The 19,356-nt window shown below is 43.4% G+C and carries 14 protein-coding genes; 7 read left to right on the top strand and 7 right to left on the bottom strand.

Annotated features, from left to right (window positions below):
* Positions 1–64: 64 nt before the first annotated feature.
* The 5 genes from DN068_RS16975 to DN068_RS16955 form a co-directional block, all read right to left on the bottom strand.
* Positions 65–271, bottom strand: coding sequence for a cold-shock protein (locus DN068_RS16975; protein WP_111000127.1), 207 nt, complete (start codon positions 269–271; stop codon positions 65–67).
* Between the two features lie 65 nt (positions 272–336).
* Positions 337–1,446 (bottom strand): fatty acid desaturase family protein, encoded by a 1,110-nt coding sequence (locus DN068_RS16970; RefSeq protein ID WP_207798996.1) that lies wholly within the window; start codon positions 1,444–1,446, stop codon positions 337–339.
* Positions 1,447–1,552: 106 nt separating this feature from the next.
* The gene (locus DN068_RS16965; RefSeq protein ID WP_111000126.1) at positions 1,553–2,827 is read right to left on the bottom strand and encodes a tetratricopeptide repeat protein; all 1,275 of its coding nucleotides are present in this window, start codon (positions 2,825–2,827) and stop codon (positions 1,553–1,555) included.
* A 124-nt stretch (positions 2,828–2,951) separates the two neighbouring features.
* Positions 2,952–5,606, bottom strand: coding sequence for a DNA gyrase subunit A (gene gyrA / locus DN068_RS16960; RefSeq protein ID WP_111000125.1), 2,655 nt, complete (start codon positions 5,604–5,606; stop codon positions 2,952–2,954).
* Positions 5,607–6,062: 456 nt separating this feature from the next.
* Positions 6,063–6,503: a hotdog fold thioesterase gene (locus tag DN068_RS16955; protein ID WP_111000124.1), complete on the bottom strand. Its 441-nt coding sequence runs from the start codon at positions 6,501–6,503 to the stop codon at positions 6,063–6,065.
* A 125-nt stretch (positions 6,504–6,628) separates the two neighbouring features.
* On the opposite strand from DN068_RS16955, the gene DN068_RS16950 reads away from it, so the two are divergent.
* Positions 6,629–7,960, top strand: a complete 1,332-nt coding sequence (locus DN068_RS16950) for a saccharopine dehydrogenase family protein (protein WP_111000123.1) — start codon at positions 6,629–6,631, stop codon at positions 7,958–7,960.
* 255 nt (positions 7,961–8,215) lie between these two features.
* A complete protein-coding gene (locus DN068_RS16945) occupies positions 8,216–9,052 on the top strand; it encodes a hypothetical protein (protein WP_111000122.1) in 837 nt (278 codons plus the stop codon).
* A gap of 295 nt (positions 9,053–9,347) precedes the next feature.
* On the opposite strand, the gene DN068_RS16940 is transcribed toward DN068_RS16945, so the two are convergent.
* The gene (locus DN068_RS16940; protein ID WP_111000121.1) at positions 9,348–10,526 is read right to left on the bottom strand and encodes an acyl-CoA dehydrogenase family protein; all 1,179 of its coding nucleotides are present in this window, start codon (positions 10,524–10,526) and stop codon (positions 9,348–9,350) included.
* Between the two features lie 330 nt (positions 10,527–10,856).
* On the opposite strand from DN068_RS16940, the gene DN068_RS16935 reads away from it, so the two are divergent.
* From DN068_RS16935 to DN068_RS16925, 3 genes are all read left to right on the top strand, one after another.
* Positions 10,857–11,714, top strand: a complete 858-nt coding sequence (locus tag DN068_RS16935; protein WP_111000120.1) for a sigma-70 family RNA polymerase sigma factor — start codon at positions 10,857–10,859, stop codon at positions 11,712–11,714.
* A 254-nt stretch (positions 11,715–11,968) separates the two neighbouring features.
* On the top strand, positions 11,969–12,871 hold the full coding sequence (locus tag DN068_RS16930; RefSeq protein ID WP_111000119.1) for a lysophospholipid acyltransferase family protein: 903 nt from the start codon (positions 11,969–11,971) through the stop codon (positions 12,869–12,871).
* Positions 12,871–13,914, top strand: a complete 1,044-nt coding sequence (locus DN068_RS16925; protein WP_111000118.1) for a fatty acid desaturase family protein — start codon at positions 12,871–12,873, stop codon at positions 13,912–13,914. The genes DN068_RS16930 and DN068_RS16925 overlap by 1 nt, the downstream gene beginning before the upstream one ends.
* 65 nt (positions 13,915–13,979) lie before the next feature.
* Here the strand turns inward: DN068_RS16925 and DN068_RS16920 are convergent, their stop codons facing one another.
* Positions 13,980–15,491 carry an NAD(P)H-hydrate dehydratase gene (locus tag DN068_RS16920; protein ID WP_111000117.1) on the bottom strand — a complete coding sequence of 504 codons (1,512 nt, stop codon included), beginning with the start codon at positions 15,489–15,491 and terminating at the stop codon, positions 13,980–13,982.
* Positions 15,492–15,778: 287 nt separating this feature from the next.
* Here DN068_RS16920 and DN068_RS16915 point away from each other — a divergent pair, with 287 nt between their 5' ends.
* Positions 15,779–18,100: a TonB-dependent receptor gene (locus tag DN068_RS16915; protein WP_111000116.1), complete on the top strand. Its 2,322-nt coding sequence runs from the start codon at positions 15,779–15,781 to the stop codon at positions 18,098–18,100.
* A gap of 16 nt (positions 18,101–18,116) precedes the next feature.
* The coding region (locus DN068_RS16910; RefSeq protein WP_123985389.1) for a tetratricopeptide repeat protein at positions 18,117–19,356 on the top strand (1,240 nt) is incomplete at its 3' end.

Genomic DNA, 19,356 nt, shown 5'->3' with positions numbered 1-19,356 from the left:
ATAATTTGAAAATAAAAAAGACCGAACAATGTTCGGTCTTAAAATGAGGCATGCTTAATAAAGGTTAATTTATGATGCGAACGTTTACCGCGTTCATACCTTTTCTTCCTTGCTGCATTTCAAATTCTACACGGTCGTTCTCTTTTACTTGATCCTTCAATCCACTTACGTGAACAAATGTTTCGGTGTTAGAGCCGTCGTGCTTAATGAAACCAAAGCCTTTACCTTCGTTAAAGAACTTTATCGTTCCGGTTAATTTTTCGTTTTGCACTTGATTGAAATTTTAAACGTATAACCGAAGATAAGAATTCATCTGAATAAAAAAATAATATTTTACTAATTCTCTTTCTTACCCATTTTCTTCAACATCTTGCCATGATAGTACAACGCATGTAAAAAAGTTGGCTGTACAAGGTAAGGCAAACCAAATTCTTGTGCCGTTTGTCTTACAATCGGAGCAATTTTACGGTAATGGATATGGCTGATATGCGGGAACAAATGGTGCTCCACCTGATGATTCAATCCGCCCACAAACCAGTTCATAAACGGACTGCGCGGAGAGAAGTCAGCAGTATTTAAAAGCTGGTGAACAGCCCAGGTATTTTCCATTTTACGGTCGTCTGCTACCACCGGAAATTCGCATTCTTCCATTACGTGTGCCAGCTGGAAAATCACAGACAGTGAAAAACCACCGACAAAGTGCATGATCACGAAACCAAGCAACACATGCTGCCATGCCATACCCAGAACAAAAATCGGGATAACGAACAGGTAACCGTAATAAATCACTTTATAAAGAGTTACTTGAAGTAACGCTTTTCTCAATGTCAACTTTTCCTTTTTCAGGAGATCCAGCTTATCATATTGAATTACCTGACGGAAATCTTTAATCGTTGCCCATTGCAAAGTAAGCAAGCCGTAAAGAACCCAGGCATAAATATGCTGGAAACGGTGCATTTTGTAATGTTTGGAATGCGGAGAAAAACGCAGGAAAACACCAGCGTCCAGATCGTGATCCAAACCTTCGATATTTGTGTAAGTATGGTGCAGGATATTGTGCTGGATGCGCCAGTTTGGCTCATAACCGCCTACCAGGGCAATAATTTTACCCATGTATTTGTTGACCCCTTTATTACCAGAATAAGTATCGTGGTTAGAATCGTGCATAACGCCACAACCGATACCTACCATGCCAACACCCATGAGGAACCAAAGGCCATAAAACACCAGCAGATTGTTGGCGCCAACGCCGGCAATCATCGCGAGATAAGGCGCTACATATAGAGAAACCATTATGATTGTTTTCCAGACCATGGAACTATCTCCATAAGTCTGAACTTTATTCTCTTCAAAGTAGGCGTTAATCCTGTCTTTCAACACGTCATAAAAGCCTTCTCCCTTTTTAGGAGCAAACTTTACGATATTAATTTTTTGAGCCGTTGCCAATGATAAATTTTTTGCAAAGGTACGTCTAAAAACTGGCAACAATGTATATCTGCAAAAAAATAGCCGCATCGCTGCGGCTATCTATAACATATTTAAACACAACTAATTATTTAGCAGCATCCATCTTTGCTTTCATCGCTTTTGCCTTATCTAATTGGCTTGTACGTGAATAGATTTCACGAAGTGCCATCATAGACGCCTGATAAGTGTATTTATCGTCCTGGCTCAGGCTGGAAGCTTTAGCATCCAACAAGTTATATGTTTGCTCGAGGTAAGGCAGTGCTTGCGTGAAATAGCCATCACGCTGTTTTTTCAGATCATCAAATTTCTTGTTGTCTGCAGCTGTGTTACCAGTGATTGCATTCATTTTATTATTTACTTCTGTAGCCTGGTTGAAGTAAACAGCGCCGGCATTATACTGGTATTCAGCTTTAGTTGGCTCCAGTTTGATCGCATTTTGGTACGCAGCAATTGCTTTTGCTACCATATCAGTATAGTTGGCAGGTTTTGCCATGTCTTTACCAGCTGCATCTTTAGGGAATGCCATATTATTATAGGTATTACCCAGGTTGAAGTACAGTTCTGCTTTTACTTTATCGTCTTTTTCAGCAGCAACTGCATCTTCCAGTTTTTTGATCAGCTCATCTGTTTTACCGGATTTAATATAGATGTTCAATTCCTGGTTACGCAGATTTGCATCGTTTGGATATTTTTTACGGCCTTCTTCAATTGCTTTGATCAGCGCTGCATTATTATTCTGTTTAGAATAGATTTCAGCCAGCATCAGGTAATTGTTCGGTTCTTCAGTGATTGGATTATCCTTCAGCTTGTTCAGGATAATAGCTGCATCATCATATTTATTATCGTAAAAAGCGCTGTAAGCTCTTACTCGGTTAGCTTCCGTAGCTACTGTATCGAAAGATTTATTAGCTGCGAAACGTTTGCCGCCATCCAGATCGTGGATTTTTACCGGTAATTCCAGCGCATTATATGCTTCCGGATATTGTTTGTTGTTATAAGCAGTGATACCAGTATTATAATAGCTAGATGCGATATTAAGCAGACGTGTATCCATATCCGCTGTTTTGTAATCAGGTTTTATCTGCACCACTTTCATGTAAGAATTGGCAGCTTCCTGAATCGCTTTGTCCTGCGGAACTTTACCAGCTTCCATCAGTTTCAGGTATACATCACCGCGGGTCATCCATGCTTTTTCGTCATTCTTTGTTGATTCATCCAGCACGGCAGCATCGATTGCTTTTTGTGCTTCATCGAGATCACCCTGGCCCATAGCCTGAATAGCTGTGGTAACGTTTTTCTTTTGTGCCAGACCCATAAAGCTCATGCTTAAACCGGCAGCAACAAGAAGTACTTTTTTCATCTTTTAGTTCGGATTTTAATTATCAGGTTCGCTTTTTCAAAAAAACTCCCACTGTAAAAATGGGAGTTTTTTTTGGTTATGCATTGTTTTTAACGCTTGTCATTGAAATTTAACAGCCAGATTACTATTCTGTTTCTGTTGTTTCTGTCCCGTTTTCAGCAGTTCCTTCACCGCCTTCTTCGTTCTCGCTGGTTTCTTCTTCCTGCTCATCGATACGTGCGATTGCAGCAATTTCATCACCTTCGTCGAGGTTAATCAGCTTCACACCTTGCGTCGCACGACCAGCCTCACGGATATCAGCCACTTTCATACGGATGGTGATACCTGACTTACAAGTGATCATCAGATCATCATTTTCTGTTGCAGCCAGCAAACCTACCAGGCTACCGGTTTTCTCAGTAATGTTGATTGTTTTTACACCTTTACCACCACGGTTGGTAATACGGTAAGAAAGTCCGTAACGTTTTTCGTTACCTTCTTCGTCCGCCAACACAATCGCTTTGGCTTTATCTTCGTCAGAAGCTGTTTCATCGAGCTCCTCAAGGAATGGTGTGCGTTTACCCAAACCTTTTTCGGAAACTACGAGGATTTGCTTGCTGCTCTTCTCTTCGTGCAGAATGCGGATCATACCGATTACTTCATCATTGTCGTCATCTAGCTCAATACCGTAAACACCGATTGCACCACGACCTGTTTCACGCACTTTGCCTTCTTCGAAACAAATAGCGCGACCGGATTTCACAGCCATCATGATAAAGCTGTCTTTGCCTACCAGTGAGGCATCCAGCAGTTGGTCGCCTTCCTGGATAGTAATTGCGTTGACGCCTGTAGAGCGCGGACGACTGAAGTCTTCCAGCAATGTTTTCTTGATGATACCTTTCTTCGTACAAAGCATGATCCAGTGATTGGTCACGTATTCTTTGTCATCAAGTTTAGATATATCCATCACCGTACGGATTTTATCATCCGGCGGCAGTTGAATAAGATTTTGAATAGCGCGGCCTTTTGCGTTTTTATCCGTTTCCGGAATTTCATACACTTTCAGCCAGTAACAACGGCCTTTTTCTGTAAAGAATAATAAGGTATGGTGTGTAGAAGCCACGAACAGATGTTCGATATAATCTTCCTCACGGGTACGACCACCCATTGCGCCACGGCCACCACGGCGTTGTGCGCGGTACTCAGCTACTGAAGTACGTTTGATATAACCGAGGTGAGAAACCGTAATAACTACGTCCTCTTCTTCGATCAGATCTTCGATACGCATTTCATTCGCGAGATATTGAATTTCTGATTTACGCTCGTCGCCGAATTTCTTCTTCACTTCTTCCAGTTCATCTTTAATGATCTGGAAACGGATGCCCTCGTTAGCGAGAATTTCTTTCAGATGTGCTACCAGCTTCATCAATTCAGCATGTTCTTCGCGGATCTTATCACGCTCCATACCTGTAAGACGTTGCAAACGCAATTCCAGCACCGCTTTTGCCTGAATTTCAGTCATACCGAATTTGGTCATCAAACCTGTTTTCGCTTCTTCCGGATTTACGGAGCTGCGAATAAGGGAGATTACTTCATCCAGATGATCCAGTGCAATAAGATAACCTTCCAGGATATGTGCACGTTTTTCCGCTTCACGCAGTTCGAATTGCGTACGGCGAACAACGATCTCATGACGGAAAGCAACGAATTCGGAGATCATGTCTTTCAGATTCAGCGTACGTGGACGACCATTTACCAGCGCCACGTTGTTGATACCAAAAGAAGTCTGCAGTTCACTGTATTTGAAAAGCTGGTTGATCACTACCTGCGCCACCGTATCGCGACGAAGCTCCACAACGAGGCGGGTACCGTCTTTATTGGATTCGTTGGCAACGTGTGTGATACCATCAATGATTTTATTATTCACCAACATACCAATCTTTTCAGCCAGCGCATCGCGGCTTACCTGATATGGCACTTCTGTAATAACGATTTGTTCTTTGCCGTTTTTGAGGGTCTCAACCGTGGTTTTACCACGAACTACTACCCTGCCACGACCGGTATGCATACCGGCTTTGATACCTTCGATACCATATATAATGCCACCTGTCGGAAAATCCGGCGCTTTTACATACTTCATCAACTCATCGATCGTAATCTCGTTGTTGTCGATATATGCGATACAACCATCCACTACTTCGGTAAGGTTGTGCGGCATCATGTTCGTAGCCATACCTACTGCGATGCCAGAAGAACCGTTTACCAGCAACTGCGGAATACGGGTAGGCAACACAGTTGGCTCCTCGAGCGAGTCATCGAAATTGAGCGAGAAGTTAACTGTTTCTTTGTCGATGTCTTCCAGCATATTCTCTGCCAGACGTTGCAGGCGTGCTTCGGTATAACGCATCGCTGCCGGACCATCACCATCCTGAGAACCGAAGTTACCCTGACCATCGATCATCGTATAACGGAGGCTCCAGGGCTGCGCCATACGTACGAGTGCATCATATACGGAGCTGTCACCGTGCGGGTGGTATTTACCCAATACTTCACCCACGATACGGGCAGATTTTTTATGCGGCTTGTTGAAATTGATACCCAATTCATGCATCGCGAAAAGTACGCGACGGTGTACCGGTTTCAGACCATCCCGTACATCAGGCAACGCACGACCTACAATCACCGACATGGAATAGTCGATGTAGGCCGTTTTCATTTGTTCTTCAATATTTACCTGGATAATCTTGTTCGATTCACTTGACGATTCCTGAGGTGTTAAATCCTGGTTGTTTTGATCCATAAACGGGCATTAAAAAGACTTGCAAATATAACGTTTTACGGGCTGATTACAATTAGTTAATGCGGATAAGTCAAAAGTAAAAGATCAAAAATCCAAACGGATAGCTGAAAGCTTAAGGCGCAAGGCGCACAGCTCTTCCAAATCTGACTTTTAAACTCATTTCCAAATCTTCAAATTGTTATATTTTCAAATTAATCTAGAAAACCATATCAAACACTCGCGTGTCAGCAAGATTTTTCCAGTGCCTGCATTACAAACGCGAACAAGCACGTTTTTCACATTAAACACATCCACCACATTACCATTATCGCATTAACATGCATAACAAACGCGGACAGGCACATTTTTCACATTAAACACATCCACCACATTAACATTATCGCATTAACATGCATAACAAACGCGGACCGGCACATTTTCCACATTAAACACATCCGCCACATTACCATTATCGCATTAAGCCTTCCCTTTCCGAGCAAGCACCGCAACCGTCAGTCTGCTAATGCACACCAGCCGGTCCTGCTCATCAGTAATACGAATATCCCAAACATGCGTGGTAGCGCCGAGATGAAGCACTTTTGCGGTAGCAGTAACCACGCCGTCTTTTTTCCCTTTAATATGGTTGCAGTTTATTTCTATACCAACACATATTTGCTTTTCGGGATCTATGCACGCCGCAGACGCAACACTTCCGATAGTTTCGGCCAGGGCGGCAGACGCGCCGCCGTGCAGCAGGCCGTATGGTTGTCGTGTTCGATCGTCAACAGGCATGGTGGCCTTTAAATAATCATCACCAACTTCAGAAAAAGAAATCTCCATCCATTCTGCCATCGTACCTTTACGCAGCAGGTTGAGCGAATCCGTTTCGAGATTTTGTTTGTGCCAGATATAAGCCATAATTAATATTATAATATAATTTCTGTATTTGAGCCGCTTTTGGTATCCTGCATAATTATTCTATTTTTGGGTTGCTTATGAATGAATTAATTCATAACCCCTTATTGTCATAGATCAAATAATGTATGTCTAAAATTTTAGTAGCAGGCGCTGGAAAATCGTCTACTTACCTGATCCATTACTTGCTTTCTCATGCTTCCCGAAACAAATGGCAAATTACAGTAGCGGACGGTAATGCGGATGCTATCGCAGAAAAAATACAGAAGCACCCACACGCGAAAATGGCCGTGATTGATATCACCGATGCCTCGCAACGCCAGAAACTGGTGGAGGAAGCAGATATTGTGGTATCTCTGATGCCGCCGCATTTGCACATTCATCTTGCAAAGGACTGTCTGCAATTTAAAAAGAACCTGATCACATCCTCTTATATTTCTCCGGAAATGAAAGAAATGCACCAGGCGGTAAAAGACGCCGGACTGATGTTTATGTGTGAAATGGGCCTTGATCCAGGTATTGATCACATGACGGCTAATCAGATCATCCACAGCATTCAGCGCGTTACAGCAACCATCACCTCGTTCAAATCATACTGTGGCGGGCTGGTTGCCCCTGAAAACGACGATAATCCGTGGCATTATAAATTCAGCTGGAATCCCCGCAATATCATTACCGCCGGCCTCGGCGGAGCGAAGTTCCTTCAGAATAATAAAATCGTTGAAGTGCCATACGAGCACATCTTCGAAAACAATAAAAAAATCAAGGTAAACGGACTTGGCTCACTGGCGTATTATCCTAACCGCGATTCGCTGCGCTATCTCGATCTCTACGATGTTCCGGATATCAAAACTTTTATCCGCGCTACCCTGCGCTACCCTGATTTCTGCAAGGGTTGGCAGGCGATCATTAACCTGGGACTGACAAGCGAAACGGATACATTTGACACAACAGATGTAACCTATGCACAATGGCTGGGCAACAAAACCGGTTATAAAACTTCGGCGCAATCACTGGTTGAATATATCGCTGAAAAATTGAACATTCAGCCAACCGACAAAATCATCTCAATGCTGCAATGGCTGGGTCTTTTCGACGGTACATTACTAAAGCAGGGACAGTTTTCATCTGCCGATATCATGCTTGATCTGCTGCAAAGCAAATGGGCAATGGGACCGACAGAAAAAGACATGGTTGTAATGCAGCACGAGGTAGAATATTTACACCGTAATCAAAAAACCACACTGTTGAGCACCATGGTAATTAAAGGTGACGACCGTGAATTCTCGGCGATGGCCAAAACAGTAGGGCTGCCAATGGGTATTCTCGCACGCATGATCCTCGCCAAAACCATCGATCCGCCGAAAGGTGTTTTAATTCCAAGCATGCCGGCTGTATACCGTCCGGTGCTCAATGAACTGAAACATCACGGAATTGTCTTTACTGAAGAAATCATATAAAAAAGAGCCGAAAGGCTCTTTTTTAATGTGGGCAATGTGATGAATGTGTTTATGCAAAGGTGCGATTAAATAAACTGCCTTTAAAATACAGGGAATGTGATGAATCTATAAAATGATTCATCATGACCAAGCATCAAACATGTGAAAAACGCATTTGCCACATTAAACGCATTCCCACATTCATATAGCATTTTGAAATTGTCGCATTATCGCATTAAACATTACCTTTGCGCCGCAATTTCAGCAACCATTTTTATGAAAAAATATTTACTTCTTTTGCTTTGTGCTGCTTTTTCCCTGCAGTCTGAAGCGCAAACAACGGCTTCTACAGCGGCTTCTACTCCAGGCCTTTCTACCCCCGCTAAAAAGAAAAAACACAGCTTTTATTTTTCATGGGGTTATAATACGGAATGGTATACGAAAAGCACGGTGAAGGTGAAACAACCTGATCTGAACAATGACTATCAGATGGTAAAAGTGAATGCGCATGACCATAAAGGCTGGGACCAGGGCGTATTCAACCAACAGCTCACTATTCCGCAATACAACTATCGTATCGGCTACATGATCGATGATGAAAAAGGCTGGGGCATCGAGCTGAACTTTGACCACACTAAATACATCATTGCGGAAGACCAGGATGTACGTGTAAAGGGCAAACTGGGCGATAAACAAGTGGACACCACTGTTCGTTTCAGTAATGAAAACGGCTTCTACTATTATTTAAATAATGGTGCGAATTTCTTCCTGATCAACCTGGTAAAACGCTGGCATTTTTACGCCGACAAAAAACAGCGCATTCAAATCGATGCATTGGGTAAAGTAGGTGTTGGCCCGGTAGTACCGCACGTAGAAAATAGTTTCTTCGGTAAACCAAACGACCCGCATTTCCAATTAGGTGGTTGGAATACCGGCATCGAAGGCTGTATCCGTGCAACGTTCTGGCGCTATGCTTATCTCGAATATTCTAACAAGCTGGACTACGCCCGCTACTCCGGCCTGAAAATTTACGAAGGCAAGGCAAGACAAGCTTTTGGCACGTATGAAATGATTTTAAGTCTCGGCGTGAATATTCCTCCGAAAAGAAAATAGTCACCTCCCTAACCCATCCTAAAGGATGGAATCTCAGCGCGAGTAAAATATACCACAAAACGGTCGGACGACTTTGAGTCGTCTGACCGTTTTACTTTAAACCATTGAAAAAACAAAAATGGTCCCGACGTTCTTGTCGGGACCATTTTTCATTATTTCTATTAAGTGAGACCGCTCCTTACAGCCTTCGCTTCTTATGCTTTTGCAAGAACCCAGAAACGTTAGCATTTTTTCGCCAGAAGGAAATCAGAACGATAACACAAGCAGGCTAGCCGTTAAGCGTTAGGCTTTGAGCCTATTTAAAAGCATTGAAACCTGTCACGCTCTGACCAGTGATCAGCAGGTGAATATCGTGTGTACCTTCGTAAGTAATCACCGACTCCAGATTCATCATATGGCGCATAATGCTGTATTCGCCGGTAATACCCATACCACCGAGGATCTGACGAGCCTCACGTGCAATGGTGATCGCCGTTTCACAGCTGTTACGTTTTGCCATAGAAATTTGTTCAGGTGTAGCGCGGTGTTCGTTGCGCAGCACACCTAAACGCCAAACCAGCAACTGACCTTTCGTGATCTCAGTGATCATTTCCGCCAGTTTTTTCTGTGTCAGCTGGAAAGCACCAATTGGTTTATCGAACTGAATACGTTGCTGAGAATAACGCAGAGCCGTATCGTAGCAATCCATCGCACAACCAAGAGCACCCCAAGCAATGCCGAAACGTGCGCTGGACAGACAGCCCAAAGGACCTTTCAGACCGATTACGTTTGGCAGGATATTTTCTTTCGGAACTTTTACGTTGTCAAATACCAGTTCACCTGTAGCAGACGCACGAAGTGACCATTTACCATGCGTTTCAGGCGTAGTGAAGCCTTCCATACCACGTTCAACGATCAGACCTTGGATTCTGCCTTCTGGGTTTTTTGCCCAAACTACCGCAATATCAGCGAAAGGCGCGTTGGAAATCCACATTTTAGAACCGTTCAGAATTACGTGGTCGCCAGCGTCTTTAAAATTAGTGAGCATACCAGCCGGATTAGAACCAAAGTTTGGTTCAGTCAGGCCGAAACAGCCCATCAGTTCACCAGTAGCCAGTTTTGGCAGGTATTTCTTTTTCTGCTCTTCACTACCGTACGTGTAGATCGGATACATAACCAAAGAACCTTGTACAGAAGCAGTAGAACGGATACCGGAGTCACCGCGTTCCAGTTCCTGCATCATAATACCGTAAGAGATATAATCCAGGCCAGGACCGCCATATTCCTGTGGCACGAACGGACCGAAACAGCCGAGTTCGCCTAAGCCTTTAATAATTTGTTTTGGGAATTCTGCTCTTTGAGCGTAGTCTTCGATAATCGGGGAAATTTCCTTTTTAACGTAAGCACGAACAGCGTCACGAATCAATTTGTGCTCGTCTGTCAAAAGTTCATCGAGCAAATAATAATCCGGGTGTTGATACAGATCTTTCTGCATAAAAATGTTAAAGGTTGACAAAAGATGTGCGCAAAGGTAGCATTTTTGGCATATACGGTATAGCTTTGTGTAGTAACTGACAAAAAATCAAAAAACTACGCCATTCTATAGCCATATAGAGAAATCGCATGAACCGGGGAATACTACTGGAGGCGGATTTCACGTTAAAGAGCGGAAATTTCAGAAAAAATTCACATACTACCAAAATCTTTGGAATAATTTTTGCAGTATGTTAATTAAGTGCAAAAGATGAAGAATTAATCAAACTTATTAACGATGTTCTTTGTCTTATTAAAGAAAGAAACTATATTTAAATTAAATTAATATTCTATGAGGCAGTTAAAAATTGCCACCCAGATTACCAACAGGGACTCTCAGGCGGTTGAAAAGTACCTTCAGGAAATCAGCAAGATTTCTATGATTACTCCCGAAGAAGAAACCACTCTGGCTCAGCGTATTCGTATGAATGACCAGCGTGCTTTGGAAAAACTGGTAAAAGCAAACCTTCGTTTTGTGGTTTCTGTAGCAAAACAGTACCAACACCAGGGGTTGTCTTTGAGTGACTTGATTAATGAGGGTAACTTAGGTTTAATTAAAGCGGCACAACGTTTCGACGAAACAAAAGGTTTTAAATTTATCTCATACGCCGTGTGGTGGATCCGCCAATCCATCCTCCAGGCGCTTGCAGAGCAAGGTCGTCTTGTTCGTCTGCCACAGAATAAAATTGGTACTTATAATAAAGCCAATAAAGCATTTATCGCTTTTGAGCAGGAACACGAACGCGAGCCTTCAACTGAAGAACTGGCAGACATCCTGGATATGAGTGAAACTGAAATCACAAATATCTTTACCAGCAATACCCGTCACACTTCGCTTGACGCTCCGGTACACGAAGCGGAAGACGTAGCAATGGGCGATCTGTTGGAAGGTAGCGCAGATACAGACGAAGACGTAATGAAAGATTCACTTCGCGCTGAAATCCGCCGTATACTGAAATCACTGAGTGTCCGTGAAGCTGAAATTCTTGCAGCTTATTTCGGTCTGGAAGGTGACGACGGCCCGACAATCGAAGAAATTGGCGAAAAATATGATCTTACCAAAGAACGTATCCGCCAGATCAAAGAACGTGCTATCAAGCGTTTGCAGAAAGCACGTTACAGCAATGCACTGAAAGTATATCTCGGTTAAGTAACCGGCAATATGATTGAAAAGACCACTCAAAAGGTGGTCTTTTTTATGTCCGGGTTTTCAATTCCAGACATCTGATTTGCCTTATTTGCTCTAAATTCCGGGCTTGAAATAACGTGGATAAATAAATAAATGGCCAGGCTTATATAGATTATTAATAAAAATATATTGAGAATGAAATCGATATAACAATCTTTTGACAAAAAAAGTAACCGCTGTCAATTATCTTTAGCCTTCACATATAACACGAAAGTTTGTCCGCGTTCTTTTATTATTTGCTGCTACCTTTTATATACTTGCTTTCGGCAGTTCCGTTTGGGCTATTGTACATTAAATCTGATTTCTTCTATTTTCTTATTTATCGCGTTTTCGGCTACCGTAAAAAAGTGGTGATCGGCAATTTGCGGAATGCTTTCCCCGAAAAATCGGAAGCAGAGCTACAATTGATCTGCAAAAAATTCTACAGACATCTTTGTGATCTTTTCCTGGAAACTTTCAAAACGCTGACGATTTCGAAGAAAGCAATGCTGCGCCACTGTAAATTCAATCCGGAGGCAAAAGCGCTTTTTGATCAGCTGGCAGCGGACAAGCAGAATATCATTCTGGCGATGGGTCATCAGGGTAACTGGGAATGGGCAGGCAATACATTCAGTCTGGAGTGTAAACAACAACTTTATGTTATTTACCATCCGCTGACCAATAAAAAATTCAACGGTCTGATTTATAAAATGCGCACCCGCTTCAGCACAAAACTGATTGCAATGCGCGATACTTATAAAGATATGGTGGCGAATAAAAATGAACTGAATGCTACCGCATTTATCGCCGACCAAACACCACAACCTAATAATGCTTACTGGACTACTTTTCTCAATCAAGATACACCAGTGTTTCTGGGTACAGAGAAAATTGCCAAAAAGCTAAACTACCCTGTTGTGTATGCACAGGTGAAGAAAATAAAAAGAGGTTACTATGAAATTTTTGCTGAGATGCTGGTAGCGGAACCAAAAAATACTGCTGAAGGAGAAATCTCGGAACGCTATACCCGACGTTTGGAAAAAGACATCATCGCCCAGCCTGAAACCTGGCTTTGGTCGCATCGCAGATGGAAACACAAACGAATTACTAACCAGACTCAAGCACAAGTAGCACAATAATGTTAGCAGGCAAACAACTCATTTTATCAACAAAAGCCTTCGCGAAAGAAGACAGAAAAAGAAGCTGGGGGGAACTGATCACAACGTTCGTTCTGCTGACTGGACTGCTTGTATTTACTTTTTTTGTGCCCAATATCTTCGCGAAACTGGCCGGCAGTATACTAGCCGGACTTGTGATGGTACGTGCATTTATCATCTACCATGATTATCTGCATCATACTATTCTAAACAAATCAGTGTTAGCAAATATACTGATGACCATTTTCGGCATCTACATTCTTGCGCCTAAAAACATCTGGAAACGCTCTCACGATCATCACCACAAGCATAATTCAAAACTCTTCAGCGCCAGCATCGGTTCCTATCCGGTTGCTACGAAGGAGAAATTTATGTCAATGTCGAAAGGAGAACGTCGAGCTTACCTGGCTGTGCGTCATCCACTTACTATTGCATTTGGCTATTTGTCTATGTTTGTAGTGGGCATGTGTGTGGCTTCCTTTATCAGTAGTCCTCGCCGTCATTTTGATTCATTAATTGCACTGGTATTACATGCCGCAGCGTCTGTTGCATTATTTTATTTTTTCGGCTGGCAGGCCTGGTTCTTTTGCATTGCGCTTCCGTTTACGATTGCATGCGCGATCGGTGCATACCTGTTTTATGCGCAACATAATTTCCCTGGCGTCACATTCTATTCCAATAAAGACTGGGCTTACGAAAAGGCTGCACTGGAATCTTCCAGCTATATGGTAATGGGATCTGCGATGAATTGGTTTACCGGTAATATCGGCTACCACCATATTCATCACCTGAATGCTCGCATTCCGTTTTACCGCTTGCCTGAAGCAATGCGCAATATCGTAGAATTGCAAACTGCAAAAACAACTTCGCTCTCTCCTTCGGATATTGTTGCTTGTCTGAAACTGAAAGTCTGGGATCGTCAGCAAAATAAAATGATTGGACTGAAAGGACTGAAAGCAACCCCGCAACCGCGTTCTCACTCAACAGTAGCGCAGGTTGCGAACATTTCCCACGAAGGCGCATAAGAGGCCAAGATGCGGCGCACTCAAGACTGATCACTCAAATTTTGGCTTCGGCGGTTGACCATTCATCATAAAAATCGACCATCGGCGATTTCCAAAAAAACATTCCCGAGATAATTAATAATATCTCCTGCAATCATCGCTTCCTGGCTTAAAGCCGCTGCTGCCAGATCACCTGCTTTACCATGTACATATACGCCCATGATTGCAGCGACATCTGGCTCATAACCTTGCGCCATTAATCCTGCAATAAGACCACAAAGCACATCTCCACTACCACCGGTGGCCATTCCTGCATTTCCTGTCAGATTATACCAACATGCACCTTCCGGCGTAATTACAGCGGTATGATGTCCTTTTAATACGATAGAAATATTGTAACGCATTGCCTGCGCACGCGCATGTTCCACCTGCGCCATCGAATCTGGTACAGCGCCAAACATCCTTTCAAATTCTTTGGGATGTGGCGTGAGTACACTACCTGCGGGAATTTTACCTAAAAGATCAGCATGTTTTGCCAGAATGTTTAAAGCATCGGCATCAATGACCAATGGCTGCTTACAGGCTTCGAGAAAAGAAGTAAATGCTTCCACTGTGGTGGGATCGGTACCAATACCCGGACCAATACCAATGGCCTGCATACCTTCCCAGCCGCCAATTTCTGTAAGACAACCTTCCCCTGAAGTTGCACACATTGCTTCAGGGATTGCAGTCTGCATAATTTCATACCCACATTGTGGAATCAGTGCGCGCACTTTCCCCGCACCACTCCTCAGCACGGCATGCGTTGCTAACGCGATTGCTCCAATCATTCCATAACTGCCGCCAATCATCAGCGCGCTACCGAATGTTCCTTTATGCGCAAATGGATTTCTCGGCTCATACCATTGCCTGACATCATCGATAGTTTCATAACTAGTATGCGTGGAGGAAATAAAAGATGAATCTAAATTGATGTCCAGAATATGCACGTCTCCTGCAAAACGACCACCTTCGGGGTGCAGAAAACTCCTTTTATAAAACTGAAAGCTCAGCGTTTCTTTCACCTGTACCACAGCCGCTTCTTTTACGGGAACAGTATCTGCAGGCAAACCACTCGGTGTATCAATTGCGACTTTACGATTCGGCAGTTGGTTTACATGACGTATAAAATCAGCAAGCCAGCCTTCGACCGGACGATTCAACCCAGTACCGAGTATCGCATCTATAATAATTATGTGTGGCGGAATGTCCGTAATAAACATGCCCTGACTTAGCAATTCTACCAGATCCGTACCTGTTTGCTGTAGCCGTTGCAGATTGGCAAAGCAGTCAGCAGAAAAATGCTCGGCATGTTTTAGCAGAAACGCTTTGGCGCCATAACCCTGCCGGTGCAACAAACGTGTAATGGCCAGTCCGTCGCCACCATTGTTGCCCGCACCACATAATACGACAAATAAAGTATTGGTATCAAAACGTGCAGTCAGCCACTCAACGGCTTTTACCGCCGCTCTTTCCATAAGATCGATGGAACGTATGCCTGACGCATGTATGGTGTAAGCATCGCAGGCGCGTATCTGTTCTGCAGAAAATATTTTCATCGGTTGGTCGCAGAATTTATTTTTGGGAAAGACCCATTTTACTTAAAAGATATCCACATCCGGAAATAGAAAACGGCTGCATTCAACCAGCAAATGCGCCAACCGTTTCACAACCATGCATGAAGGTAGCAAATATCATATTACGGTAAAATAAACCAACGTTACTAAAAACTATATGCAGGGGTTTTGCTGCTATGTTGTAATTCCTATCTTTGTTCGTCCTTGAAAAAGTTGAAACGACCTGATCAAGACTGTTTTATACTCAATTCATTAAAACTCGTATCTGTATGCTGAAACGTTTTGGCTTAATGGCCATACTGTTCTTTGCTTTTACTGTAGCGGCTTTTGCGCAAACAGGAACTATTAAAGGTTTCGTTTACGACAAGAGTACCGGTGAACCCATGATCTACACCAACGTATTTTTAGAAGGTACCAAAATCGGTGTGCAAACGGATCTGAACGGTTACTTTTCCATCCGTCAGGTGCCTGAAGGTACTTATACCATCTTCACTACAGTAATTGGCTACGATACAGCACGCGCTACGATTACGATCACTCGTGATAAAATTGAAACCAAAAAACTGTACGTGAGCCATACGGATCGTCAACTGAAAGACGTAACGATTTCTGCTCACAAAACAGAACAGATCACACAGATCAAGGCAGGTTCTATGACCATCACGCCGCGCGAAATGAAATTATTGCCGAGCGCCGGTGGTGAACCGGATATCGCACAGTTCCTGCAGGTAACTCCGGGTGTTGTGTTTACCGGCGACCAGGGTGGTCAGCTTTATATCCGTGGTGGTTCACCTTCTCAGACAGGTATCCTGCTGGATGGTGTTACCATCTACAACCCATTCCACTCTATCGGCCTGTATTCTGTTTTCGAAACAGATGCGATCCGCAGTGTGGACGTAATGACTGCAGGCTTCAACGCTGAATATGGTAACCGTACTTCTGCGATCCTCGATATCCGCACCAAAGACGGTAACAGAAATAATCTTTCCGGTAAAGTATCGGTATCTCCGATCATGGCGCGCGCTATGCTTGAAGGTCCGCTGGTGAAACCAAAATCACAAGATGGCGGTGCTACTACATTCCTCCTTTCTGTAAAACACTCGTACCTCGATCAGACTTCTACTGCATTATACAGCGGATTGGGCGAACCTTTCAAAAGCGGTCTCCCTTACAGCTTTACAGATCTTTACGGTAAACTGACGTTCAGCGGTTCAAACGGTAGTAAACTAAACCTTTTCGGTTTTGACTTTGATGATAAATCAAAAATGTTCTACCCTAATACCGACTCTTCAATCGCTGCTTTCCACTGGAATGCAGTTGGTGGTGGTACGAATTTTGTGGTATCCCCGGGTAACTCAGACGCATTGATCAGCGGTAAATTTGCTTATTCAAAATACTACGTAGACTACGACGAAGCTAACTTCCGTACACGCAACAGCGGTATCGATGGCTTCGAAGGTGCAATCGACTTCTCTTACTTCCTGCCAGGTTACAGTCTTATCAAATATGGTGTAGAAGTAAGCGGTTATCACACTTCGCTTGATTATATCAATTCTTCAAACGTCAACACCACCCTCGATCGTCGTAGTACCCAAGGTGCACTTTACGCTGTATTCCGCAAAAACTTCAATGATAAACTCATCATTGAACCGAGCTTGCGCCTGATGTACTATTCTTCTATTTCTAAAATTTCTCCGGAGCCACGCCTCGGTCTGAAATACAACGTTTCTAAAAATGTTCGTCTGAAAGCAGCAGGTGGTATCTATACGCAGAATATTATCAGCACCAAAAACGACCGCGATATCGTAAACTTCTTTACAGGCTTCCTGCTGAGCCCGGATCAGGAAATCAAAACTCCTGACGGCGATGTACTGAAATCTAACCTTGAAAGAGCTTACCACGTACTCGGCGGTGTTGAAGTAGACATCAACAGAGTGGAACTGAATCTGGAACCGTGGATGAAAGACTTCACGACTTTAATTGAACTGAACAGAAATAAAAACACTCCTGAAGATCCTGATTTCGCAGGTGCAAATGGTAAAGCTTATGGTGTGGATCTCTCTGCTAAATACAGTTACAAACGCATTTACCTTTGGGGCGTTGTTTCTTATCAGCACATCCAATACCAATCTGTAGACGATCATGGTCAGATTCAAAACTACCCTCCTCCGTTCGACCGCCGTATCAACATCAACTTACTTGGTGCTTACACTGCTGGTAAAAAGAAAAACTGGGATTTGTCTATTCGTTACAACATAGGCTCTCCGTTCCCATTCACGCAGACACAGGGCTTCTTCGAGAACGGCAACCCTACTATCGGCGGTATTGGTACAAACACAAATACACAAAACGGACCAATTGGCATACTTTATGCTAATGATATTAACGGCGGACGTCTGAGCTGGTACCATCGTATGGACATTTCTGCAAAAAGAAGATTCTATCTGAACAAACGTTCTAATCTGGAAACTACTTTCGCTATTACAAACGTGTACGACCGTAACAACATTTTCTATGTAAACCGTCTCGACAACACACGTATCTACCAATTGCCTATATTCCCAAGTATCAACGTGACATGGAATTTTTAATATTGGAAACTAAAGAATGAACTTAAGACAAAGACTATCCATAAAACGGAGCCTGGCATGTATTACAGTGGTGACACTGTTGTGCAGCCAGGCTTCGGCTCAAATACACCATCCCGAACTGGTGAATCCGCGGTGGCTTACACTCGCAGAAGAGCAATATCAGCAAGGCAACTATGCAGTAGCAGCACAATCGGCAGCGAAGTTTCTCGGTGCGAAATTCAATCCGGTTAGTACGCGTTCTATGACTGAAAAGGATAAAGCACAGTATTACCTGGCTTTGTCTTTGCTGAAAATAAATGCGCCGCACGGTGTGGATTCTGCGAAAAGCTTTGTTGATCAAACGGCCAATCCCGCTTATAAGGAACGTGTATCTTTTGCGCTGGCGCAATATTATTTCCGCCACGAGCAACTGACTGAGGCCATTCCTTATTACGAATCTGCCTCGATCGCTAACCTGAGCAACCGTGAAATCGCGGACTCAAAATTTGAACTGGCGTACTGCTACTTCAACAGTCGTCAGTTTGATAAAGCGGAACCATTATTTGCTACCATTAAGGAAATAGACGGGAAATACACCAATGCAGGTAACTATTATTACGGTTTGCTGGCGTACAATAAAGGTGATTATGCAGGCGCATTGAAAAGCTTTCAGCGCATCGCAGAATTGCCCGATTATAAAAACATAGTGCCCTATTATGTTGCTGAGATTTATTATTTCATGGGCAACAAACAAAAAGCACTCGATGAAGCACGCCGCCTGATCAAACGCCCGGAGAAACTGTATTACGACAACGAGCTTCATTTGCTCGCCGGGCAATGTTTGTTTGAACAGGAAAAATTTGCCGAAGCCCTTCCTTATTTCGAGCATTATTATAACAACAGCACGAAAATCCGTAAGGAAGAACTGTATGAAATTGCCTACTGTTACTACCAGACGAATAATTATAAAAACGCCATCACTTCGCTGAAGGATTTGTCGGGCACACAAGATTCGCTGGGACAAACAGCCATGTATCTGCTTGGGGACTGCTATCTGAAAACGGGCGATAAGAAAAGTGCCCGCAGCGCATTTTCAACCTGTGCGGACCTGAATTTTAACGCAGGTCAAAGAGAAGCATCGTTACTGCTGGCAGGCAAGCTGGCTTATGAACAAGGTTACCCGGATGAAGCGACAATGCGTCTGCGCCAGTTACTCACCGATTATCCGCAGTCGCCATATGCGAGCGAAGCCAAAACTTTGTTCTCAGACCTGCTGA

Source organism: Taibaiella soli, assembly GCF_003236175.1.
Classification (GTDB): Bacteria; Bacteroidota; Bacteroidia; order Chitinophagales; family Chitinophagaceae; genus QKTW01.
Note: the sequence above shows the minus strand (reverse complement) of the source record. Positions and strands in the feature narration are given on the sequence as shown.